This is a genomic window from Chromobacterium sp. INPA-IVC, from assembly GCF_059047085.1.
In genome coordinates, this window is record NZ_JBTNLS010000001.1 from 305,244 (window position 1) to 331,733 (window position 26,490).

3 protein-coding genes (1 of these 3 cut by a window edge) are annotated in these 26,490 nt (G+C 67.1%); all 3 read left to right on the plus strand.

Annotation, left to right across the window (positions count from 1 at the left end):
* Positions 1-12,832, plus strand: partial view of an amino acid adenylation domain-containing protein gene (locus tag ACX17K_RS01280; protein WP_493773355.1) — the 3' portion only. The gene continues 1,856 nt to the left of window position 1, outside the view; the window shows 12,832 of its 14,688 coding nt (coding positions 1,857-14,688); its start codon lies off the left edge, out of view; the stop codon is at positions 12,830-12,832.
* Complete coding sequence (locus ACX17K_RS01285) at positions 12,825-21,761, plus strand: SDR family NAD(P)-dependent oxidoreductase (protein WP_493773356.1); 8,937 nt, start codon at positions 12,825-12,827, stop codon at positions 21,759-21,761. Before ACX17K_RS01280 ends, ACX17K_RS01285 begins: the two co-directional genes overlap by 8 nt.
* A 62-nt stretch (positions 21,762-21,823) precedes the next feature.
* The gene (locus ACX17K_RS01290; protein ID WP_493773357.1) at positions 21,824-26,473 is read left to right on the plus strand and encodes an SDR family NAD(P)-dependent oxidoreductase; all 4,650 of its coding nucleotides are present in this window, start codon (positions 21,824-21,826) and stop codon (positions 26,471-26,473) included.
* Positions 26,474-26,490 lie beyond the last annotated feature (17 nt).

The following is a 26,490-nucleotide window of genomic DNA, read 5'->3' on the forward strand; positions in this document are numbered from 1 at the left end:
AATCGACGCCTACGCGGAAACCCCGGTGCCGGAACTGGCGGCGGGCAACGCCGGCGATCTGGCGTATCTGATTTACACCTCTGGCTCCACCGGGCGTCCCAAGGGGGTGATGGTGACGCACGGCAGCCTGAACAACTTCCTGTTCTCGATGGCGGAACTGTTGCAGTTGACCACATCCGACCGCTTGCTGGCGCTTACCACCTTCAGTTTCGACATCGCCGGCCTGGAGCTGTTCATAGGATTGACGCGCGGCGCCGAATGCATGCTGTGCGAAGGGGCGGTGGCCAGCGACGCCGAACGCTTGAAGCGGCTGATCGAAGACAGCGCGCCCACTCTGATGCAGGCCACGCCGACTACTTGGCAATTGCTGTTCCAGCTTGGCTGGGAGCCGCCGCGGCAACTGCGGGCGTTGTGCGGCGGCGAAGCGATGCCGATGGCGCTGCTGGAGCGGTTCCGCGCTTCGGAGGGCGGAGCGTGGAATCTCTACGGCCCCACTGAAACCACCATCTGGTCCAGCGCCAGACGCATCGAGAAAGACGCCGCCCGCGTCACCATCGGCTTCCCGATCGGAAATACCCGGCTGCACATCCTGAATCAATACAGGCGGCTGCAGCCGCTGGGCGCAGCCGGGGAGTTGGCGATCGCCGGCGCGGGGCTGGCGTTGGGCTATCACCGCATGCCGGAGCTGACGGCCCAGAAATTCATCGATGATCCCTTTCAGCCGGGACAACGGATGTTCATGACCGGCGACAGCGCGTTGCGGCTGGAGGATGGCGACATCCGCTGCCTCGGCCGCCTGGATTTGCAGGTCAAGCTGCGTGGTTACCGCATCGATGTGGAGGAAATAGAGACCTGCATCGTCAAGCATTGTCCGGTGCCGGCCGCCGTGGTGGTGCTGCGCCCGGAGGCGCAAGTTCTTGCGGCCTACTTGCAGCTTGATCTGCCGCCGGACGCGGCGGCTGAGCTGATCGCCAAGGTCAAGGCCGAGTTGGGCCGGCATCTGCCTCCCTATATGGTGCCGCAGCGTTTCATCTGCGCGCCCGACTTGCCGATGACCGCCAACGGCAAGGTGGACCGCAAGGCTTTGGCCTTGCGGGACTTGCCGGCAGCGGCGCCAGCCGTGGCCGCGCCGCGAGGCGGCTTGGCCCGGCTGGTGCGGGAGGCCTGGCAAGAGGCCTTGAACCTCAGCGTCGACGACGATGACGCCGGCTTTTTCGACCTGGGCGGCGATTCGGTCAGCGCGGTGCGGGCGGCGCAGCGCTTGAGCGAGCAGTTGCGGCGCAAAGTGACGGTGACCCAGCTGTTTGAACACCCGACGGTGAACCGCCTGGCCGCGGCGCTGGAGTCGTCCTCGCCGGTGGACGGAGAGCTTGGATTGCGCGCCGCCGTTTTGCCGCGACATGATTCGCGGCCCAGGGCCAGTTCCGGGCTGGACGCCTCGGCGGCAGTCATCGGCATGTCTTGCCAGTTTGCCGAGAGCGCCGATCTGGACGCGTTTTGGGACAACCTGTGCCAAGGCCGGGCTTGCGTCACGCGCTGGAGCGAGCAAGAGCTGGCCGCCTTGGGGGTGCCCGAGCCTATCCGCCGCAACCCGCAGTTCGTGCCGGTCAAGGCTGTGCTGGAGGATAAGCACGCGTTCGACGCGGCGTTCTTCGGTCTGTCGCAACGCGACGCCGGCTTCATGAGTCCGGCGTTCAAGCAATTGCTGATGCATGCCTGGCGAGCCTTCGAGGATGCGGGCTATGTTCCCGAGCAAACGCCGCGCACGGCGGTGTATCTGTCGGCCGGGCAGAGCGCTGGCGCGGCGGCGGGCGACGCTGGGCAGGCCTATCTGATCGAAGACGCCGATGAATATGTGCGTTGGCTGATGAGCCAGGGCGGCAGCATCCCGACCATGATCTCCTACAAGCTAGGCTTGACCGGGCCCAGCGTCTTTCTGCAGACCAATTGCTCGTCGTCTCTGGTGGCGCTGCAAGCAGGGCTGGAAAGCATACGCAGCGGCGCCGCGGATTACGCCCTGGTGGGCGCGGCCACGGTGTTTCCGGTGTCCATGGCGGGCTATCTGCATCAGCCGGGGCTGAATTTCTCCAGCAGCGGGCAATGCCGGGCCTTCGACTCGAAAGCCGACGGCATGGTGGGCGGGGAGGGCGTCGCGATGCTGCTGCTCAAGCGCGCCAGCCTGGCGGTGGCCGACGCAGATCCGGTCTATGCGATGCTGCGCGAGGTGCAGGTCAATAACGACGGCGCGCTTAAAGCCGGCTTCTTCGCCCCCAGCGTGGCGGGGCAGGCGGAGGTGATCCGCCAGACGCTGAAAAAGGCCGGCGTCGAGCCTGGCGAGGTGGGCTACATCGAAACCCACGGCACCGGCACCTCGCTGGGCGATCCAGTGGAGTTCGCGGCACTGAATCAAGCGTATGGCCAGGATGGCCCGGCGCAGCCGTTCTGTGGCCTGGGCTCGGTCAAGAGCAATATCGGCCATACCGACACCGCCGCCGGGCTGGCGGGGTCGATCAAGGCCATTCTCAGCCTGTCCCGCCAGCATATTCCGCCCAGCCTGCATCTCGATTCGCCCAACTCGCAGCTGGAACTGGAGCATTCGCCGTTCTATCTGGTGGACCGGCTGCAGCCTTGGCCGGGCAGGGAGGGCCAGACGCGCTATGCGGCGGTCAGCTCCTTCGGCGTGGGCGGAACCAATGCGCACGCCTTGTTCGGCAGCGCGGCGGCGCGCCCCGAGCCTGTCGGCCAAACCGACGACGCGTCCTGCCTGGTGGTGCTGTCGGCCAAGACGGAAGACAAGCGCAAGGAGGCCGCGCGGCAGTTGCTGGACTTCGTGGGCGGCGCCGACCCATCGCTGCGGCTGGCCGATCTGGCTTATACCCTGCAACTCGGCCGCAAAGCCTGGCCCCAGCGCCTGGCGCTGGTGGCGCGAGACCTTGAGGATCTGCGCCGCCTGCTGCGGCTTAGCCTGGATGGACAGGATGACGCGGCCCTGTACCAAGGGCAGGCGGGGCGGGGCGATATGTCGGACGCCGCCGTGACGGCAGGCGACGATCTTCATCGCCTGGCCCGGGCCTGGGTGGCGGGCGCGGCGGTGGACTGGACCGGGTTATACGCGGCAAGGCCGGCATTGCGCATCCATCTTCCCACCTACCCCTTCATTACAGAACGCGAAAGACGCAGCATGCAGAACATTGCGCAGAACATTGTCGAACCTGATGCCGCGAAGGCCGACGTTGATGTCGTTGCCGAGTCCAGCCATGCCCTGCATGGGGTCGCGTGCTGGGTCCGCGAAGCGGCGCCGCAAGATGCCGGCGCGGCGGCGGGCAGGCTGGCGGTGGTGGCCAGGGAGGCCGACATGCCCGCCGGCATGGACCAGGCCTGGCACATCGACCCGGAACGCTATCCCGACGAGGCCGCGCTGGCCGACGCGCTGCGGCAGCGCCAGGATCTGGAGGAGTTGATCTGGCTGGTGCCGCTGGAGCCGCGCGGCGATTTATCCGCCATGCTCGCCGAGCAAGAACACGGCGTATTTTGGGGCGCGTCCTTGCTGCGGGCGCTGGCCCAGGCCGGCTATCACGAGCGCGAGCTGCGCTTGACCGTGGCGACCCGGCGCAGCGTGGCGATAGCCGACCAAGACCCGTTGACGGCCACCCACGGCGGCGTGCATGGCCTGGTGGGCACCGTGGTCAAAGAACATCCGCATTGGCAGGCGCGGCTGGCGGATCTGGAGGATCTGTCCGAATTGCCCGCCGCCCTTGCCCTGCTATTCGAGCGCAGCGGCCGCCTGTGGGCGCGCCGCGGCGGCGACTGGTTCCGTCCAGCCATGCATCCGCTGGAGGAGGGGCTGTCGAGCGCGGGAACGCCGGCGTATCGACGGGGCGGCGTGTATGTGATCGTCGGCGGCGCGGGCGCCATCGGACAGGATTTGAGCGACTACCTGCTGACCCATTACCAGGCGCAGTTGGTGTGGATAGGGCGCCAGGCGCCGGATGCGGTGAAGCCGGCTCTGGATCGGCTGGGGCAGAAGGGCCCGGCGCCGCTTTATCTTCAGGCTGACGCGACCGATCTGGCCCAATTGCGCGGAGCCTGCGACGAGATTCGCCGACGCTTTCCGGCGGTCCATGGCGTGGTGCACTCGGCGATGGCGCGCGAGAACCAGGCGCTGCACCGGCAGTCGATGGAAGATTTCCGGCGCGGCATGGCGGTGAAAGCTGCGATCGCGGTCAATCTGGCGCGGATCTATCAGGACGAGGCGCTGGATTTCCTGCTGTTCTTCTCCTCGATCAATATGAGCTACCTGGCCGCCAACAGCGCCGCTTACGCAGCCGGCGGCGGCTTCATCAGCGCCTTGGCCGACCAGTTGAACCAGCGCGGCCAAGCCTGCGCCAAGGTCGTGTACTGGGGACATTGGGAAACCGAGGCCTTGCGCGGCGATGTCCATGGCGTGCGCCGCCACCTGGCGCGCGCCGGCTTTGGGGTGGTCAAGCCGGAAGAGGGCATGAGGCTGCTGGAGGTCTTGCTGCGGCAGCCGTTCAAACATCTGGCCAGTTTCCGCCTGACTCACGATCAGGCGCTGGAGGCGCTGCATTTCAGCGGCCTCAGCCTTGGCCCCAAACAGCGGGAGCCGCTGCCTGGGTTCGACGCGCCGCCGCCGCATGAATTGGAGCAGGCGCAGCGCCTGATCGATGTTTCCTACGGCCGGCTGGCCGAGATCGGCTCCTTGCTGCGCGCCTTGCTGTGGCGCCAGATCGACGTTTTCCTCGGCGAGGCCGGATTCGGCGCTTCCAAGCGGCGCGGACGTTATGACCTGAGCAGTCTCGACAAGGCCTTGGGCGAAAGGCATTACCTGCTGCGTTGGCTTCGCGCCAGTCTGCGGATTCTCGAGGCGAATGAAGAAGTGACCCTGAGCGGGGAGAGCCTGATTCTGTCCAGCGCGCTGGAGGAGCGGGCGCAGACTTGCTGGCCTCGCTGGCAGACGGTCAAGGACGAGCTGGCGCAGGATCCTTTCCTGTCTTCGGTCAGCCGTTTCATCGATGTGGCGATCCAGGCGATTCCCGATGTGTTGGGCGGACGCAAGAAAGCCACCGAGGTCTTTTTCTCCAATAGTTCGATGGCGCTGGTCGAGTCCATCTACAAGGAAAATCCGGTCGTCCATTACTACGGCGCGGTGGTGGGCCGCCAGGTGGCGGAGCAGATCCGGGCCATCCTGGCCGAGCGGCCGGAGGCGCGCATCCGCTTGCTGGAGGTGGGCGCCGGCACCGGCAGCTGCAGCGAGCACGTGCTGGCCGCCATCAAGCCGTTTGCCGCGAATATCGAGGAGTATTGCTTCACCGATCTATCGCAGCTGTTCCTGCAGCGCGCCGAGCGGCGCTATCGCGGAGAACATCCTTACCTGACCACCAAGATCTTCAACGCCGAAAAAGATCCGCTGGACCAGGGGCTGAGCGCCGAATCCTTCGATGTGGTGATCGCCGCCAATGTGATCCACGCCACCCAGGACATCCGCGTCACGGCGCGCCATGTTCAGTCGCTGATGCGCGTGAACGGCAACTTCCTGCTGCTGGAACTGACGGAAAATTCGCTGTTTTCCCATCTGACTTTCGGTTTGCTGGAAGGCTGGTGGCGCTTCAGCGATCCGGAGCTTCGCATGCCCTTCGGTCCGGCCTTGTCCGCAGGGGCATGGCGCAGCGTGTTGTTCGACCAGGGCTTCTCCAGCGTGAGCTTTCCCTGCGACGCGCTGACCGGCAGCGATCTGCAAGTGGTGGCGGCGCGCGGCGCCGGCTTCAGCCTGAACCCGCAAGGTCCGCGGCGTTTCACGCTGCCGGCGGCTCCGTTGGAACCGCCCATGGCCGAACCCGTCAAGACGGCGCCGTCCGCCGGGGAGGCCGCGCCTGCCAAGCTGGATGGCGTGCGCGATGTCCTGGCGCGGATCCTCGCCGAGAACCTGGGCGGATTGCCTGGCGAGATAGAGGGCGACGAGTCGCTTGGCGATTACGGCCTGGACTCCATCATCGGCATCAAGCTGATCCAGCAGATCAACGCCAAACTGGGGCTTGAGCTGGTGGCCGGCGTCCTGTTCGAGTTCAACACCTTGAACCGCCTGGCGGCGCATATCGCGGGACTGAGCGGCGGCAAGGCAGGGATGGCGGTGGAGACTGCCGCTTCCGCCGCTCGAACCGTCATCGCGGCAACCGCGGAGCTGGCCGCGATGCCAGTTCCCGAGCCTGCTGTCGTTCAGGCGGCCTCCAGCCGCGAGGCCGCCGCGCCCTCGGGCGGACAGGACATCGCCATTGTCGGAATGAGCGCGCAATTCCCCGGCGCCAACTCGGTTGACGAGTTCTGGCGCAATATCGAGGCGGGCGTCGATTGCATTGTCGAAGTCGACGCCGAGCGTTGGGACTGGCGGCAGTATTACGGCAAAAGCGACGGCTCCCAGGCTCGCACCGAGTCCCGCTGGGGCGGCTTCATCGACAACGTTTACCATTTCGATCCCTTGTTTTTCGATCTGTCGCCCTATGAAGCCGCGCTGATGGATCCGCAGCAGCGCCTGCTGCTCAAGCATGCCTGGCTGGCGATCGAAGACGCCGGCATCGCGCACAAGCGCTTCTCCGAGGAGAGCACCGGGGTTTTCATGGCGGTGGGCGCGTCGGAATACGCGTTCACCTCGCAGCTGCCGGTGGGCAATCCGCTGGTGGCCTCGTCGATTTCATCGGCGATGGTGGCCAACCGCATCTCCCATCTGCTCAATCTGCGCGGACCCAGCGAGCACTACGACACCGGCTGCTCCTCCTCGCTGGTGGCGCTGCATCGGGCGATGCAGTCCATGGCGAACGGCGAATGCCGGCAGGCGCTGGTCGGCGGGGTGCAATTGGTGTTGTCGCCGCTGGGCGCGATCAATCTCGACGCCGCCGGCTTCCTCAGCCACGACGGCAAATCGCGCTCCTTCCAGGCTGGCTCTGACGGTTTCGTGCGCGCGGAAGGCGTCGGCGTGCTGGTCCTCAAGCCGCTGGACCAGGCGCGGGCCGACAATGACGAGATTTACGCGGTGCTCAAGGGCAGCGGGGTGGCCCACGGAGGCAAGGGTCTGTCGCTGACCGCCCCCAACGCCCACGGCATGAAAGAGGCGATGAGCCAGGCCTTGCAGAGGGCCGGGGTAGAGCCTGCGTCGCTGTCTTATATCGAAACCCATGGCATCGCCTCGCAGATCGGCGACAGCATAGAGATGCAGGCCTTGCACACCGTATTCGGCGGAAGCGGCGGCGATGACTGCGCGCTGAGCAGCCTCAAGCCGGTGATCGGCCATGCCGAAATCGCCTCCGGCATCGCCGCGGTGATCAAGACCGCATTGGCCCTGCGCCGGCGCCGGCGGCCTGGCGTGCCAGGCTTCGCCGACGCCAGCGAGCATCTGCCATCCCAGCTCGGGCGGCTGAGCATACAGGCGCTGGAGCGGGACTGGCCGGCGTCGAGCGCCGGCCATCCGAGGCGGGCGGGGGTCAACAGCTTCGGCTTCGGCGGGGTCAATGGCTTCGCGGTATTGGAGGAGTACGCGGCGGCGCCGGCCGCGCTGCCGCAAGACGCGGGCCAGCCGCAGTTGCTGCTGCTCAGCGCTCGCCAGGAGCCGGAGCTGCGCCGCAATGCGGCGGCGCTGCTGGCGTATCTGCAAGACCTGCCTGCGTTGAGTCTGCCGCAACTGGCGTCCAGCCTCTGGCGCAAGACCGCGCTGCCGGTACGGCTGGCGCTGGTGGCTGAAAACGCGGAGCAGGCCATTCTCCGGCTGCGATCCTTCATCGACAGCGAGCCTGGGCAGGCGGGCGCGGCGCAAGGCTGCCACTACGGCGATCAGAACCGGCGCTCGAACAGCATCGGGGACTTGCTCGGCAGCAGCGCGGGCGGCGCGCTGTTGCAGAGCCTGCGCGAGCAAGGCGATTATCCGAGGCTGGCCAGTCTGTGGGCCGATGGCGTCAATCTGGAGATGGACCCGCGCTTGGCCGGCTTGCCGCGCCTGCGTTTGCCTGCCCATGTGTTCGATGAGCGCGTCTGCAAACTGCCGGCTCTCGCCGAAGGCTTCCGACAATCCCTCCCGCCCTTGGCGGACGAGTTGGCCGAGGCGCCGCCGGCGCCAGCATCCATGCCTGGCGCGGATGCGGGGCCCGAGGCGCAGTTGCGTTCGATGCTGGCGTCCTTGCTGCAACTGGCGCCGGACGAAATCGATTTTCAGCAGCCGCTGGCTCGCTACGGCATCGACTCTCTGACGGCGGTGATGCTGCAGAACCGCATTGCAGCTCGCTATGGTGCGCGCATTTCCCTGGCGCAATTGCTGGGCTGCGGCAGCTTCGCCGAACTGGCCGGCCTGCTGCCAAGCCCGCTTCCCGCCAGCGAAACCGTTTCGCCCGGGTTGCCGGCGCCGGCGCGGCATCTGCCGAGCGTGGGCCAGCAAGGCTTGTGGATAGAGCAGCGCTTCAATCTGGATCTGAGCGGCTACAACATTCCCTACGCTTTCCGCGCCAGCGGCCGGGCGGAGCCGGAGCGGTTGTTTGCCGCGGCCCGCGCGAGCGTGGAGCGCCACCCCCTGTTGAGCGCGAATTTCCAGCTCGAAGATGAGCAATTGTGGCTATGCCGCGGGAAACAGGCGCAGCCGCGCTGCCGGGTCCATGCGCTGGACGATGGCGTCAGCCTGGATGAGCAACTGAACGCCGCGGCCCGGGAGCCATTCGATCTGGGCCGCGACCCGCTGCTGCGGGTGGACGTGTTTGTCCCGGCGGAGGAGCGGGATGGCACTGTTCTTTTGCTGACTTTCCATCACGCGGTGTTCGATGGCAGCTCGCTGCCGATTTTCCTGAGCACCTTCTTCGCCTGCTATGAAAATGGGGATGCCGGCGCCGAGACGTCTCCGCGAAGCGATTACAGCGAATTTGTCGACTGGCAGCGGCAATGGCTGGCCGGCGCGGAGGGCGAGCAGGCTCGCCGCTTCTGGCACGCGCGGCTGAGCCCGCGCGCGGCCCCTTTGCGCCTGCGTGGCCAGCAGGCGGCCCAGGGGGGCGCCCGCGAACATGGACTGCTCAAGCAGGCGGTGCCGGCGGACACCCTGGAAGGCTTGGCAAATCTTGCCGGGCGGTTCCAGATCAGCAGCTACAGCCTGATGCTGGCGGCCTTCGGCATGGCGCTCGGCCGGCATGGGAACCAGCGGCGAGTCAATATCGCCACGCCGTTCTTCGGCCGCCCGCAGGCGCGCTTCGAAGAGCTGGCAGGGTATTTCGTCAATCTGCTGGTGATGCCGGTGGAGACGCCGGAGGCTGGAGAAACCGCGGATTGGCTGCCGCGCCTGCAGACCCAGCTGCTGGAGGCGCTGGAGCAGGGGCATTACCCCTATCCGCTGCTGCAGCAGGAGCTGTCCCAGGGCGGCCGGCCCTTGTACGACGCGGTCTTCCTCTACCAGAACTGGGTGCGCGCCGCTCAGCGGCGGCTGGCGGACAGCGCTCGGCAGTGGCGGCCGCTGCCGGATATCCAGCAAAGAATGGATTTCGAGCTGGCATTCGAGGTGTATGAGGGGGAAGAGGGCAGCGTCTTGTGCTGCCATTTCGATCCGGCGGTTTATCCGGAACCGCTGATGCGGCAGCTGCAAAGCGATTACCTGGCGTTGCTGGCGCAATTGCCGGACATGGCGCGGACCGCGGATGCCGCGGCGAAAGGCGAAAGCGAAGCGCGCGTGGAGGAGCCCGCGGGACAGGAGAGCCTGATCGCCTTGTTCGAAAGGCAGGCGGCGCGCAGCCCGGAGCGGACCGCCTTGATCTGCGGCGAGCAGTCTCTGTCTTACGAGGCGCTCAACCAGCGCGCCAACCGGATCGCGCGGCAATTGTCGGCTCATGCCGCCGAAGGCGGCGTCGTCGGCCTGCTGCTGGAGCCGGGTTTTGATTTCGTCGCCTCGACGCTGGCGTGCTGGAAGCTGGGCATGGCCTATCTGGCGCTCGATGCCGGCCTGCCCGCGGAGCGCTTGGCCTATATGGCATCCGATAGCGCTTGCCGGGTCGTGCTCAGCCATCGCGCCGGCCTGGAGGCCATGCAAGCGGCGCGAGCAGCGCTGGCTGTGCCGCTGCTGGATCTGGATGTCTGCGCATCGGAGCTGGCCGCGCAAGACGGGGGCAATCTGGCGCCGGCGGCGTTTCAGGCCTTGAGCTATGTGATCTACACCTCCGGCTCCAGCGGCAGGCCCAAGGGTGTCCAGGGCAGCCAGCGCGGCACCCTCAACCGCCTGCGCTGGGGCTGGCGACAGTTCCCCTATGCGCCAGACGAGGTGTGCTGCCAGAAAACCTCATTGAATTTCGTCGACCACGTGGCCGAGCTGTTCGCGCCCTTGCTGCAAGGCGTGCCCAGCGTGATTCTGGCGGATAGCTTGTTCCGCGAGCGCGGCGCGTCGGCCTTTGCGCAGGCGTTGGTCCGCCACCGGATCAGCCGTTTGCTGGTGATTCCGTCTCTATTGCAGGCGCTGTTGCAAGAGCGCGCGGCGGCTGACGCGCTGGCGGGCCTGCGCTACTGCTTCAGCAGCGGCGAGAGCCTGCCGGCGGATGTGGCCAAGGCTTTCCGGCGCTGTTGCCCCGGCGGCGAGCTGGTGAATATTTATGGCTCCAGCGAAATGAGCGCCGACGCCAGCTTCAAGATCGTCGCGGCCGGCGAGGAGGAGGCCATCAATATCGGCCGACCGCTGGACAATGTGCGCATTGTCATCGCCGACGACCAGGACCGCGCTTGCGCGGCCGGCGTGACGGGTCAATTGCTGGTAGCGGGGGACGCGCTGGCGCTGGGCTACCTGGGGCAGAGCGAAGAGGAAGAGCGGCGCTTCGCCTGGCTGGACCCGGACGGCGAGGGGCCGCGCCGTTATTTCCGCAGCGGGGATCTGGGCCATCGGCTGGCCAATGGCGAGATCGCGCTGGCGGGCCGGCATGACCAGCAGCTCAAGATCAACGGCCAGCGCGTCGAGCCGGGAGAGATCGAAGCGGCGCTGCGCGGCCATGAACAGGTGGCGGAGGCGCTGGTTCGACTGGATGCGGATCAGCATGGGCTGGAAGCTTTCGTGACGGCGCGCGGCGAACTGGATGCCAGGACCTTGCGCGAACACCTGGGACGGAGCCTGCCCCAGGCTTTGCTGCCCCAGCGCTTCTATCAATTGGAGCGCTTGCCGCGGCTGGCCAGCGGCAAGTTGGATCGCCGCGGGGTGACGGCTGAAGCCGGGCGTTTGCTGCCGTTTGAGCGGGGCGTGGCGGATTCGGGACTGGCTGGCGAGCGCGAGCAGCGTCTGCTGAGCGAAGTGGAGCGGATCGCGCAGCTGCCGGCTGGAGCGGTTGGCCTGGATCAGGATTTCTTCCAGCTTGGCTTCGATTCCTTCCGTTTCGTCCGGCTGGCCGAGGCTTTGGGCGAGGCTTTTGCGGTCAAGGCGTCGCCGGCCGATTTCTACCGCCACGCCACGCCGCGGAAATGGCTGGACAGCCAGAGGCTGGCCGCCATGCCTTCCGCCGCGCCGACCGAGCGGTCCGCCGTGGACGAGCCTATCGCCGTGGTGGGGATGGCCGGGGTGTTTCCGGGCGCAGACGATCTGGACAGCTTCTGGCAGTTGTTGCGGGATGGCGCGGATTTGATCAGCGAAACTCCGGCGGAACGCTGGCGCTGGCAGGATTATGCCGGCCAGCCCGGTGGCGAGGCGCTGCGCTGGGGCGGCTTCATCAAGGACATCGACAAGTTCTCGCCTGGCTTCTTCGGCTTGTCGCCGCTGGAAGCCGAGTTCATGGATCCGCAGCATCGCGTGTTCCTCGAGTCCGCCTGGCATGCGCTGGAAGACGCGGGCTACCCTCCGCGCAGCCTGCCGGAGCGGGACGTGGGGGTGTTCGTCGGCGTCAGCTCGATGGATTACGCCGGCAAGCTGATGCTCAGCGCCGATGTCGACCCATTGGCCAACTTCGGCAACGGCCACAGCATGCTGGCCAACCGCGTCTCCTATCTATTGAACCTGACCGGGCCTAGCCTGGCCATCGACACCGCTTGCTCCAGCTCTCTGGTGGCCATCCATGAGGCGATCAAGGCCATTCGCAGCGGCGACTGCCGCTGGGCGCTGGCCGGCGGCGTCAATATCCTGCTTGAGCCTCGCATCACCCAGGCCATGGGCAAGGCGAGGATGCTCAGCCCCCAAGGACGATGCAAAACCTTCTCCGGCGACGCCGACGGCTATGTGCGCGGCGAAGGGGCCGGGGTGCTGGTGCTCAAGACGCTCAAGCAGGCGCTGGCTGACCGCGACCAGATTTATGGCGTGATCCGCGCCAGCGGCGTCAATCACGGTGGCCGCTCCAATTCCATGACGGCGCCCAATCCCCAGGCCCAGAGCGATTTGATCTGCCAAGTGTACCGGCGCGCCGGCATCCAGGCCGATCAGGTCAGCTATATCGAGACCCACGGCACCGGCACCCCGATCGGCGACCCCATCGAGGTCAACGCCCTCAAAGAGGCTTGGCAGCGCGTCGGCCAGACCCCCGGCGCCGGAATGCGCTGCGCGCTGGGCGCGGTGAAAAGCAATATCGGCCATTTGGAAGCCGCCGCCGGGATCGCCGGGGCGATCAAGACTCTGCTGTGCCTCAAGCACCGGACCCTGGTGAAGAACCTGCACGGCGATGCCGTCAACGAGCATATCGATCTGCGCGATTCGCCATTTTATCTGCTGCAGGACAGCGTTCCCTGGCCCAGCCAGGACGGCAAACCGCGCCTGGCCGGGCTCAGCTCGTTCGGCATCGGCGGCACCAATGCGCATCTGTTATTCGAGGAATTCTCCGAGGACTTCATCCATGCATGACCGTGATATCCAATTGATTCTGCTGTCCGCGCTTCAGCCCCGCTCGCTGGTTCTCGTGGCCCGGCAATTGCTCGAGCATCTGCAAAGCCGGCCGGAACTGGCGCTCGCCGATATCGCCTACACCCTGCAGGTGGGACGAGAGGCCATGCCGCATCGGCTGGCTTTGCTGGCCGCCAGCCGGGAACAATTGCTGGAGGCGCTGCAGGCCTATGCGGATAACCCGGAGGCGCTGCCGCCGCAAGGGTTCAGAGGGGCATCCCAGGCTGTCGAGGCATGGGACTTGGAGCGCGCGCGGAGCGCGACGCCGCAAGAACTGGCGAGAGCCTGGGCCGACGGCGCGGTCTTGCTTTGGCGCGAGCTGGCCGCCTGCCGCCCGGGGCGGCGCATCAGCCTGCCTGGCTATCCTTTCGAGCGCGAGCGTCATTGGGCAGAGGACGCCGCTCCGGCCGCGCCGCCGTCGCCCAGTTTCCGACTGGCATTGAGCGGGGATGAATTCTTCCTGCGTGACCATCAGCTCGGCGGCCGGCCAATCCTGCCCGGCATGATGTATCCGGAGCTGATGAGCCGCGCCTTGCGCGCGGCCGGGCACGCGGCGACGCCGTTTCAACTGGAGGGCTTGGCCTGGCTGCGGCCGCTATGGGGCGATGGGGGGGCGCTTGAGCTGGAGGTCAGCCTGCAAACTCAGGATTCGCGGCAGGGTTTGCTGGAGGTGAGCGCGCTGGATCCGGCCGGCCAGCGGCAGGCGCATTGCCAAGCCCGCCTGGGCGCGCCCGAAGGCCAGGCGGAGCGCCTGGATGTGGCCGCGCTGCAGCGCAGAGCCAGCCGAGAGCTGGCGGGCGATGATTGCTATCCGGCATTGGCTGAGATGGGACTGGCTTACGGCCTGGGCCATCAATGCATGCGGCGGCTGTGGATAGGCGACTTCGGCGTGCTGGTGAAGTTGGATGCGCCGGCGGATACAAGGCCGGGTCCCGCCGATTTCCTGATCCATCCGGGGCTGTTCGACTCCGCCTTGCAGGCGGCGCTGGGCTTTCATCTGGAGCATGAGGGAGAAGGGCAGGCGGCGCTGCCGTTCGCGCTGGAGCGCTTCACCTTGCTGAGCGCGCCGCCGACATCGCTGTGGGGCTGGCTGCGGGCTCAAGCGCCCGGCGCCATGAGCCTGGACATCGATTTGTTCGATGAGCAGGGAAACGCGGTGGCCTTGCTGCGGGGCCTGGCCTCGCGCCCGGCCAGTCGCCCGGCGTCTGTCGCGCGTTCGGCCGCGGCGCTGCCGGCCGACCACGGCCGGGAGGAGCCGGACGATGTCCGCCAGGCCGCGCTGGCCTATATGCGGGGCCTGTTCGCCGCCACGCTGAGGCTGGACGCGTCGGAGATAGACGACGCGGCGCAGCTGGAACAGTACGGCATCGACTCCATCATCATCATCCGCCTCACCGATGAGCTGGAGAAGGTGTTCGGCCCGCTGTCCAAAACCCTGTTCTTCGAATATCAGACGCTGGGCGAAATCACCGACTACTTCCTGGCGCAGCATGGCCAGACCTTGCGGCCGCTGATCCAGGCGCTGCCGCAGGATGCGCCGGCGGCAGCGCCGGAGGACACACTTCACCCGGTTCCTGCCCCGCCGCATGCCGACGATGACGACGAGATCGCCATCATCGGATTGGCCGGCCGTTACCCGGGCGCGCGCAATATGCGGGAGTTCTGGCAGTGTCTGGCCGACGGGCGGGACATGATCAGCGAAATCCCCGCCGAGCGCTGGGACCACAGCCGCTTCTTCGACCCGGCGAAGAACACCATAGGCAAGACCTACTGCAAACATGGCGGCTTCATCGACGATGTCGACAAATTCGACCCGCTATTCTTTGGCATTTCTCCGCGGGAAGCCATCGGCATGGAGCCGCAGGAGCGGCTGTTTCTGGAGTGCGCCTACGAGACTCTGCAGGATGCGGGCTACACCCGCGCCGCGCTGCCGGCGGCGCCGGGCGGCGGAAAAGGCCGCGACGTCGGGGTATTCGTCGGCGTGATGTACCAGGAGTACCAGCTGTTCGGCGCCCAGTCCACCGAGCGCGGCTACCCCTTCGCGGTGCCCGGCCATCCGGCGTCCATCGCCAATCGCGTGTCCTATGTCTTCAATCTGCAGGGGCCCAGCATCGCCCTGGACACCATGTGCTCGTCGTCGTTGACCACTTTGCACCTGGCCTGCCGCAGCATCCGCTCAGGCGAGTGCTCGATGGCGCTGGCCGGCGGGGTCAATGTCTCCATCCATCCCAATAAATACCTGATGCTGGGCCAGGGCGGCTTCGCCTCGGCCAAGGGGCGCTGCGAGAGCTTCGGCGAAGGCGGCGAGGGCTATGTGCCGGGCGAGGGCGTGGGCGCGGCCTTGCTCAAGCGCAAGTCCCAGGCCATCGCGGACGGCGACCACATCTACGGCGTCATCAAGGCCTCGGCGCTGAATCACGGCGGCAAGACCAACGGCTATACCGTGCCGAATCCGCTGGCGCAGGCCGAAGTGATCGCCGCCGCGCTGGAGCAGGCCGGCGCGCCGGCCCGGGCGGTGAGCTATATCGAGGCTCACGGCACCGGCACGTCGCTGGGCGATCCGATCGAGATCGCAGGGCTGTCCCGCGCCTTCGCCCGGCATACGCAGGATGCCCAGTTCTGCGCCATCGGCTCGGTCAAATCCAATATCGGCCACTGTGAAAGCGCAGCCGGCATCGCCGGAGTCAGCAAGGTGCTGCTGCAGCTCAAGCATGGGCAGCTGGCGCCCTCGCTGCATTCGGAAAAGCTCAATCCCAATATCGATTTCGACGCCGGTCCGTTCTACGTGCAGCGCCGCCTCGCCCCTTGGCCGAGCGCCCTGGACGGCGCCGGGCGCGAACGGCGGCGCTTGGCGGGCATTTCCTCGTTCGGCGCGGGCGGGGCCAACGCCCATCTTTTGATCGAAGAATATGTCCCTGCCGCCGATGCGCCAGCCGCCTCGCGTTTCGGGCCGGCGGCCATCGTGTTGTCGGCGAAAACCGCCGACGCTTTGCGGCAGTCGGCGCAACGGCTGGCGGAGGCGCTGGAGGATCCGGCGCTGGGCGAGGGCGACCTGGCGCGAATCGCTTTCACCCTGCAATTGGGCCGGGAGGCGATGAGCGAGCGGCTAGCCCTGGCGGCGGGCTCGCTTAGCGAGTTGCGGACGCGCTTGGCGGCGTACCTCGCCGGAGACCTGGCCGGTTCCGGGGCATTGGAAGGCTCTGCGCGGGGCGGGGAGGCGCGCGCGACGGTGGATCCCCGGGACGTGGATGCGGCGATCCGGGCCTGGGTCGCGGGCCAGCAAGTGGATTGGCTGGCTGCGCACCCATCGCCGCATCCGCGCAAGATCAGCCTGCCGACCTACCCCTTTGCCCGGGAGCGCTATTGGGTAGAGGACGAAGCGGCGGCGGCGATGGCGGCGCGGGGCGGGCCGGCGCCGTTGTCGCCGACGGCGCTGCACCCGCTGGTGCATAGCAATACGTCGCGTATCGGCCTGCAGCGTTTCAGCAGCCGTTTTGACGGCAAGGAGTTCTTCTTCGCGGATCATCGGATAAACGGCGAAAAATTGCTGCCGGCCGCGGTTTCCATCGAAATGTTCGTCGCGGCGGCCGGGCTGAGCCGCCGGGGCGACGCGCCGGCCGCGTTGCGGCTGAGCCGCCTGGCCTGGTTGCAGCCCATTGTCCATGCCGGCGCCGAGCGGCGCGTGGACATCGAGATACTGGCCGGGGACGACGGCGTTTTGCAATTGCGCTGCGTGGATTCCGACGCGGCGGAGCGGGTGTTCAGCCAGGCGCGGGCCAGTGATTGCGAGCGCCGGGAGCGACGTTTGGAGCTGGAGCCGCTGATGGCCGGCAGCAGCCGCCATCTGGATGGCGCGCAGTTGTACCAGCGCTACCGGCAGGCCGGCTACGAGTACGGGCCATCGTTCCAGAGCATCGCGGCGCTTTGGTGCCATGAGGACTACGCGGTGGCCAAGCTGCAGCTTCCGGCTGCCGGCAGCGCTACCCAGTTCGCGCCGTTCAGCCTGCCGCCGGCGTTGCTGGATGGCGCGCTGCAAGCCTGCGCCGGACTGCTTCGGAGCGATGTCGACAACGGGCTGGCCGCCGCGCTGCCGTTCGCCATCGATCGCCTGGAGGTGTACGAACGCTGCGAACAGACCATGTGGGCTGTCGCGCGCCGCCAGCCGGCGTCGAGCGAGGCCGTCGCCCAGTTCGACATCGACCTGTGCGACAGCCAGGGCCAGGTCTGCGTGGCCATTGAAGGGTTCAGCTCCCTGAGGCCCAAGTCCACGCCGCCGGCGCCGCGCGGGCAAGCCGACATCAAGGGGGAGCAAAAGATCTACCTGACGCCGCAATGGACTCCGGCCCCGGCCGAACCGATGCTCATGGCCGCTGACTCGGGACCGGTGTTGGTGCTGGGCTGCGACGCGGATGAAGTGGAACGGATGGCCGCCGGGCATCCGCAGGCGAGCGCGCTGCGGATCGACGCCGACAGCAGCGTCGCGCAACTGGCTGGGCTGCTAGGCGAGCGCGAGTTCCGGAAGCTGGTCTGGCTGGCACCTGGCGAGCCGCTGTCTGTTTTCGACCAGGCGGCCGTGCTGCGCGCGCAGGAAGCCGGGACCATGTTGTTGTTCAAGCTGATCAAGGCCTTGCAGCAACTGCCGCAGACCGCCGCCGCGCTGGAACTGACCGTGGTGCAGTTCGAGAGCTGCGATTTCGCCGGGCAGGCGGCCGGCTTCGCCCAGGCCGGGGCGCATGGCCTGGCGGGCGCTTTGGCCAAGGAGGCCCCGCGCTGGCGCGTCCGCAGCGTGGATATCGAGCGCGGCGGGGCCGCGAGCCTGGACGATATCCTGCGGCAGCCGATCGATGCCCTCGGCCTGCAACGGGTCCATCGCGCCGGGCGCTGGCATGTCAAGCAGTGGCTCAAGACCGAGTTCGAGGCACCGGGGCCGGATGACTATCTGCGGCGAGACGGGACTTACGTCGTGATCGGCGGCGCTGGCGGCCTGGGCGGCGCCTGGAGCGAACACGCCATCCGCCAGCACAACGCCCAGGTGGTGTGGCTGGGACGACGGCCATTGGACGCGAAAATCCAGCGGCAGATCGACGCCGCCGCCGAATGGGGGCGCGCGCCGGTCTACTATCAGGCCGACGCTTGCGATCTGGAGTCCTTGCAAGGCTGCTTGCGCCAAGTGCGCGAGCGCTTCGGCGACGTGGACGGCGTGATTCATTCCGCCTTGTCGCTGGACGACAGCACGCTGGCCAATATGGATGAGGCCGGCATGCGCGAGGTTTACTTCGCCAAGCTGCGCAGCAGCCTGAACCTGGGCATCGCCCTGCGCGAAGCTCCGCCAGGCTTTCTGCTGTTCTTCTCCTCGTCCGTGGTCCTCACCCCGCCGGCCGGGCAGGCCAACTATAGCGCCGGCTGCCTGTTCCAGAATGCGTTGGCCAGACAGCTGGCGCGGGAGCTGCCCAGCCGGGTGAAAGTCATGGACTGGGGTTATTGGGGCAATACCGGCGTGGCGGCTTCCCCGCGCTACCGGGAAATGATGGCGCGCAACGGCATCGCCTCCATCGAGCCCGAGGACGGAATGGAGGCCCTGAGGCGCTTGTTTGGCCATGACCTGGCCGAGCTGGCCCTGCTCAAGATCAACGAGCGGGCTAGCAACCCGCCCCAGCTGATTCCTTCGGATGAACAGGTCACGGTTCAAGCCGGCAATGTCATGATGCGCCATGCCTTGCGGCAGGCTGCGGCGAGCGTCGTTTCCGTCGCCGGGCCACAGCCTACTGTCGCCGTCGCCGTCGCCGCGGCGCCGGCGGCCGAGCTTGCGGACGACGACCGCCTGCAGGACGCGGGCTTGCTCTATTTCAAGCGCGTGATCGCCGAAGAGCTGCGGATACCGATCGAGCGCCTGGATGTCGATGCGCCGCTGGATGGTTACGGCATCGATTCGATCTACTCGGTGCGGCTGGTCGCCACGTTGAGCCAATCTTTCTCCGATGTCAGCAATACCTTGTTCTTCGAGGTGCAGAATATCCGCGGCCTGGTCAGGCATTTCATGCAGAACCATCGCGCCGAGCTGTCGGCTTTGCTGGGCCTGGCGGCGCCGCAGCCTGTCCTGCCGTCGAGCCCGCCGCCGCTCGCGGTTGAGCCTCCGCCTCTGCCGCCCGCACCGACGCGCGGCGGCGGTTGCGACATCGCCGTCATCGGCCTCAGCGGCCGCTACGCCCAGGCGGACGATCTGGACGAGTTCTGGCAGAACTTGCTGAATGGGCGCAACTGCATCGGCGAGATTCCGCGCGAGCGTTGGGACTGGCGGCAGCATTTCGATCCGCGCCGCGGCACCTGGGGCAAGCATTACAGCAAATGGGGCGGCTTCATCCGGGATATCGCCGCCTTCGATCCGCTGTTCTTCCAGATCTCGCCGACCGAGGCCGAGCGCATGGATCCCCAGGCGAGGCTGTTCCTCGAGCAGGCCCATGCCTGCATCGAGGACGCGGGCTATACCCCGGCGGCCTTGTCCGGCGGACATCGGGTTGGGGTATTCGTCGGCGCGATGAACGCCGATTACGTCAACGGCGCCAGCTACTGGTCCATAGCCAACCGGGTGTCCTATCTGTTCGATTTCAAGGGCCCCAGCCTGGCGGTGGACACGGCGTGCTCCTCGTCCTTGAGCGCGATTCACCTCGCCATCGACAGCCTGCTCAGCGGCTCCTGCGACAGCGCCATCGCCGGCGGGGTGAACCTGATCATGAATCCCGCGCACTATATGAGCCTGTCGCTGATGGGCATGCTCTCCGACAGCGATCAATGCCGCGCTTTCGGCGCGGATGCCGACGGCTTCGTCGACGGCGAGGGCGTGGGCGCGGTGCTGCTGAAGCCTCTGGCGGCGGCGGTGGCCGACGGCGACCATATCTACGGGGTCATCAAAGGCAGCGCCTTGAACGCCGGCGGCCGCACCAGCGGCTTCACCGTGCCCAACCCGGCGGCCCAGGCCGAGGTGGTCGGCGAGGCGTTGCGCCGCTCCGGCGTCGCGCCGCGCCATATCGGCTACATCGAGGCGCACGGCACCGGCACCCCGCTGGGCGACCCGATAGAGATCAAGGGCTTGACCGAAGCGTTCGGCGGCGCGGCAGGCGAGCGCCAGTACTGCGCGATCGGTTCGGTGAAAAGCAATATCGGCCATTGCGAGAGCGCGGCCGGCATCGCCGGCGTGACCAAGGTCCTGCTGCAATTCCAGCATGCTACCTTGCTGCCCTCCCTGCACTGCGAGCGCAGCAATCCGCGCATCGACTTCGCCCGCACGCCGTTCCGCTTGCAGCGCCAGGCCGAGCCTTGGGCGCAGGGCTTCGACCAGGCGGATGGGCGGATGTCGCCCGTGCCCCGCAGCGCCGGCGTTTCCTCCTTTGGCGCCGGGGGAGCCAATGCCCACCTGATCCTGCAGGAATACCAGGCTCCGGAATTGTCCAGGCCGGCCGAGCCGGGAACGGCGTTGATCCTGCTGTCGGCGCAATCGGCGGGGCAGTTGCGTCAGCGCGCTGAAAGACTGCTGGCGCGCCTGCAGGCCGACGGCGGCCGTCTCGACCTGCGGGACATCGCCTACACCCTGCAAGTGGGACGGGAAGCCATGGAGCACCGGCTGGCATTCTGCGCCGCCAGCCTGTCCCAATTGCGGGACATCCTGCAGGCCTTTGTCGATGGACGGGCGGATGCGGCGGGCGGCTGCCATCAGGGCGTGGTGGACGAACATCGCGGAGCGATCAGCCTGTTGCAGGATGATGAAGACCTGAGGAGCGCGGTCGAGCTTTGGTTCTCCAAGGGCAAATTCAACAAATTGTTGGCGCTGTGGGTCAAGGGCCTGCAGGTGGACTGGCAGCGTTTGCAGGGTTCCGGCGGCGCGCGCCGCGTCAGCCTGCCGGGTTATCCGTTCGCCCGCGAGTTTTTCTGGCTGGACCTGGGCGGGCGGACTTCCGCCGGGCCGGGCGCGTTGATCCCGGCTCCGTTTACGGCGCCGGCGCTGCATCCGCTGCTGCAGGAAAACCATAGCCGTCTGGACCGGGTGCGCTATAGCGGGCATTTCGACGGCGGCGAAGCCATTCTGCGCGACCACCTGGTGAGCAGCCGCGCCTTGCTGCCGGCCGCGGCCCAGGTGGAGATGCTGCGCTGCGCGGCCGTCGCCGCCATGGGGCGCGGCGCGAACGGGAGCGAAGCGGTGCGCTTGCGGGACCTGGCCTGGGTCGCGCCGATAGACGGCGCGCAGCCGCTGGCGCTGACGTTGTACCTGGAACGAGGCGTCGACGAGCAGCTGCAACTGCGGCTGGCGCAGGGGGAGGTGGTGCATTGCCAGTGCAGCGCGGAATTCCCCCGGAGGGCGGAGGGCGCCGCGCTGGATCTGGACGCGCTGCGCGCCGGTTATGAGCAAACGGCGTTCAGCCCCGGCGAGTTCTATCGCCGCCTGGCCGGGCATGGCCTGGAGTACGGGCCCTCGCTGCGCACGCTGAACTGGGCCGGCCGCCGCGAGGACAGCGTTCTGGTGTCCCTGCGGGCCGACCCGCAGGCCTATGCCGATTCCCGCTATATGATCGATCCCGGCTTGCTGGACGGCGTGCTGCAGGCGCTGGCGCTGTTCGACGCAGAGGCGGACGCGCCGACGCTGGCCCTGCCGTTCGCGGTGCAGAGCATAGACATTTTCGCTCCGTGCCGGGGCACGGTGTGGGCGCAATTGCGGCGGCAATCCGCGTTCAACGCGCTGGGGCTGAAGACGGATGTCGACGTCTATGACGCGGAGGGCCGGCTCTGCCTGTCGCTGCGGGGCCTGGTGACCCGAGGCCTGGTCGCCAAGGCGGCGCCGACGGATGAGGACGACGCGCTCATCGTCCTGAGCCCTCGCTGGGTGCCTGCCAATCTATGAAAAACAAGGAAGCCACAATGCAGCACGCCACACATCAGATTTATGTTTGCCATGGAGCGGGGGTGCCATTCGCCGCGCTCGCCGCATGTTTCAGCGAGGCCGACTGCCATGATTTCAGCGCGGCGGGCGAGGAGGATGCCGCGGCGAATTTCGAACGCCTGTCGCTAGCCCTGCTGGAGCAGACTCAGCAAGCTCTGCGCGGCGTTCCGGCGCCGGCGCTTTTGCTGCAGGTCGTAGTCAGCGAGCGGCAGTTCACCCTGCGCTCCGGCATCGCCGGCCTGTTCCGCTCCATCGCCCGCGAACATCCGTCGTTCCGCGGCCAGGTGATCGCCGTCAACGAGGAGGAAAGCGCGGCCTCGCTGACGGAAAAGTTGAGAGGAAACGCCGCCGCCGCCGACCGGCATGTCGAGCTGCTGTATCGAGGCGAGCAGCGTCTGGCGCTGGACTGGCGGGAGCGCGTCCTGAAGGCCGATAGCCCGGCGCCGTGGCGGGCGGGGGAAGTCTATCTGATCAGCGGCGGGCTGGGCGGGCTGGCGCGGCTGATGCTGGAGGATATCCGGGCTGGCGGATTGAATAACCGGGTGATCCTCGTCGGGCGCTCCAGCATGGACGATGAAATTCGCCAGCAGCTTGAAGACTGGGCGCGCGGCGGCGCGCTGGTCAGCTATCGCCGAGCCGATATCGCCGACGCGGCCCAAGTGGAGGGCTTGATCTCATGGATCATCGATCAGTGCGGACGGCTGGATGGGGTCATCCACTGCGCCGGACTGATTCGCGACAACCTGTTGTTGAACAAGCGCGCCGCCGAGTTCGAGCAAGTGCTGCAGCCCAAGGTGCGCGGAGCCTTGAATCTGGATCAGGCCACCCGCCATCTGCCGCTTCGCTTCTTCGCCTTGTTCTCATCCTTGTCCAGCGTTTTGGGCAATGCCGGCCAGGCCGACTACGCCACCGGCAATGGCTTCATGGATGGCTATGCGCGGCAGCGGGCCGAGCGCGTGCGCGCGGGAGAGGGCAGCGGGCGCAGCGTGTCCATCAATTGGCCGTATTGGCGGGACGGCGGCATGCGCATGGATCCGCGGCAGGTGGAGCGGATGTGGCGGGACAGCGGCCTGCGGGCCTTGCCGACCGAGGCTGGCATGCAGGCCTTCTACCGGGCGTTGGCGTTGGACGAGGAGCAGCTTCTGGTGGTGGGCGGCGATGGCCGGCGCATCCGCCAGATGGCTGCCGAGCTGGGCGGCGGCGCCGAGGCGTCGCCTGTGCCTGCGCCTGCGCAGAAACCGCGCTTGCCGGCGGCGGATGCCGGCGCTTCCGCATCCTCCATGCTGAAGCGCCTGACCCAGCTGGTGGCGGCCGAGCTGGGCTTGGCCGAGCAGCGGATCAAGCGCGACGCGACGTTGAGCAAGTACGGCATCGATTCGGTGATGATGATGAAGGTCATCGCCAAGCTGGAGGAGGATTTCGGCTCCTTGCCCAAGACGCTGTTTTTCGAATACCAGACGCTGGACGAACTGACTGCCTATTTCGTCAACGAGCACGCATCCGGTTTGGCCCGGCTGGAAGGCGAAGGCAAGGCCGAAGCGACCCCGGAGCCTGTGTCGGAGCCTGAGCCGCGGATCGCATGCTTGCCGCCGGCAGAGCCGCAAGGGCCGCCCGAGGCCATGCCGTCCCAGCCGGTCGCGGAGCAAGAGCCTCTGATCGCCATCGTGGCCATGGCCGGCCGCTATCCGGGCGCCGACTCGGTGGAGGCGTTCTGGCAACGCCTGGCCGAAGGCTATGACGGCATTGGCGGCATCCCCGAGCAGCGCTGGGACGCCGACGCGTTCTACGAGCGGCAACCCGCCTTGGGGAAAAGCCCATGCCGATGGGGCGGCTTTCTCGAGGACGTGGCCGCTTTCGATCCGGGTTTCTTCAAGCTCACGCCGAAGGAGGCCTCCATCATCGCGCCGGAGGCGCGGCTATTGCTGCAGACGGTGCAGCATCTGTTCGACAGCGCGGGGCTGACGAGGCAAGGCATTGCTGAGCGCTACCAATCCCGGCTGGGGGTGTTCGTCGGCGCCATGTATCAGCAATACGGCGCATTCGAGAGCGATGTGCTCAGCGAGTCGCTGGTGTCGATCTCCTCTTACAGCTCAATCGCCAACCGCATTTCCCATTTTTTCGATCTGAGCGGCCCCAGCCTGGCGTTGGACACCATGTGTTCGTCCTCGCTGGTCGCCTTGCATTACGCCTGGGAGAGCCTGCTGCGCGGAGAGTGCGCGGGCGCGGTGGTGGCGGGGGTGAATCTGTCGCTTCACCCGAAGAAATATATCGGTTTGAGCGCCGGCAATATGCTGGCTGACTCAGCGGATAGCCGCAGTTTCAGCCAGGGCAGCGGTTATCTCCCAAGCGAGGCGGCCGGGGCGGTGTTGCTGCGGCCGCTGGCCGACGCGCTGCGCGATAAGGACCACATCCTCGGCGTCATCCGTTCCAGCCATGTCAGCCACAGCGGCGGAGCCGGACCGTACGCCGCGCCCAACATCAAGGCGCAGGCGGCTTTGATTCAGGAAAATCTGGACAAGGCGGGAATCGCCGCCAACAGCATCAGCTATATCGAGGCCGCGGCCAATGGCGCGGCGATCAGCGATGCGGTGGAAATGCGGGCCTTGGGCAAGGTGTTCGCCGAGGCGGGAGTGGCCTGCGCCATCGGCAGCGTCAAATCCAATATCGGACATGCGGAAGCCGCGTCCGGCATGTCGCAGCTGACCAAAGTGCTGCTGCAGCTCAAGCACCGCAAATGGGCGCCGACTCCGGACATCTCCCGGATCAATCCCGATATCGATTGGCCGCAATTGCCGTTCGCCCTGCAAACGCAGCTGCGCGACTGGCCGCAGCCGGAACTGAGCGAAGCGGGGCGCATGCGGTCGCTGCCCCGGCGCGCGGCCATCGATTCCTTTGGCGCTGGCGGCACCTACGCCCACCTCATCATCGAGGAGTATCAGGAACCCGCGCGTTCAAGCGGCGGCGCGATTGACGGCGGAGAGCAACTGATCGCGCTGTCGGCCAATAGCGCGGCGTCGTTGCGGGCCTTGGCGGCAGCCCACGCGCAGGCGCCGGAAGGCATGGCTTCTCTGGCGGAATATGCCCGCGCCTTGCGCAGCCAGCGGGACCCGATGTCGCATCGTCTGGCGCTGGTGGCGGCGGATTTCGCGGACATGACGGCGCGGCTGCGGGTTTTCGCCGAACAGGGCGACGCTGCGGCGATCGGCGCGTTCGCCGGCTGCGGAGAGGCTCTTGAGGATGGCGATCCGCAACGGATCGACGAGGCCATGCGGCAAGGGCAGTGGGCGACGCTGGCGGAGTTGTGGGCGCGAGGCGTTGAGATGGATTGGCGGCGGCGGGATGGGGCGGAGCCGGCGCCTCCGCTGGTATTGCCCCTGTATCCTTTCGAGCGACAGCCATGCTGGCTGGCGCCGAGATCCGCGCCGCATGAGGGCGGCGCGCCGGAAACCGCTGCGGCGGATCGCGAGGAGCGGTCTGGACTGGAGAGCGTGATCGCCGCGCTCTGCGAAGCGACCGGCCTGCCCCCCGGCACCTGGGACCCGGAACGCTCGCTCGGGGACTACAACTTGGGTTCGGCCACCTTCATGCTGTTTTTCCAGCGTCTGAAGCAGCAAGCCGGCGCGCTGGCCCTGTCCGAGCTGCGGGAATGCCGGACGCTGAACGATGTGGCTCGCCTGCTGGCCGAGCGGACGGATGTGGCCGCGACGCCGAAGCCCTTGGCGGCGTCAAGCCGGCGTTACCCCGAACTGGTGGCGCTCAACCATGGCCGCAGCGGGCGTCCGGTATTCTGGATTCACGCCGGAATAGGCGGGGTGGAGGCTTACCAGGCTCTGGCCGAGCAGGTGGAGCGCCCGTTCTACGGCATCCAGGCCCGCGGCTACATGAGCGAACGCGAGCCGCTGCAGGGCTTGCAAGCCATGGCCGCCTACTATTGCCACCTGATTCTGGCGCAGCAGCCGCAAGGCCCTTATTCGCTTGGCGGCTATTCGCTTGGCGGCGCGCTGGCTTACGAAGTGACGCGCCAATTGCAGGAGTTGGGCGAGACGGTGGACAGCCTGGTGATGGTGGACAGCCTGGATGATCAGGCGATGAGCGGCGCCGCGGTTTCCACCAAGACGCTGTATCTGCAGAGCGCAAACATCGCCATCGGCGCATCCTTCGGCGGCGACATGGAGCAAGCCTTGGCGCAAATGATCCATCAAGACCAGATCGACAGCGAACTCAGCGACGAGGCTTTCCTGCAGGACCTGTCCGCCAGGGCCTGCCGCCTGAGCCAGGACGTTTCGGCTGAAGCGCTTGCCGAGCGGATCAGGCGCAATGCGGAGGTTCAGGGGGCGTATGACGGCGGGCAGTTCCAGATCCGGCCGCTGCCCCGGCCGGAAAGCGTGCGTTGCCTGTATCTGCATAACCGGGGCGGCAATTACTTTGGCCTGCTGCAGCCTTATCTGTTCGCGCGCGGCGAGCGCAGCGACCTGGGGCAGACCGACTATGCGCGCGGCTGGTTGAAGCAGATGCCGAATGCGGAGCTCATCGAAGTGGACGCCTTGTGCCACATGCTGATGCTCTCCGCGCAACCGTCGCTTGGCCAGATCATCGGCCACTGTCAACGCCTGTACGCCGACGCGGCGCCCCGAACGGGCAAGAAAAGCGCGCGTTCGCTGATGGAAGCTTGAACCGCCAATGGCGGCCG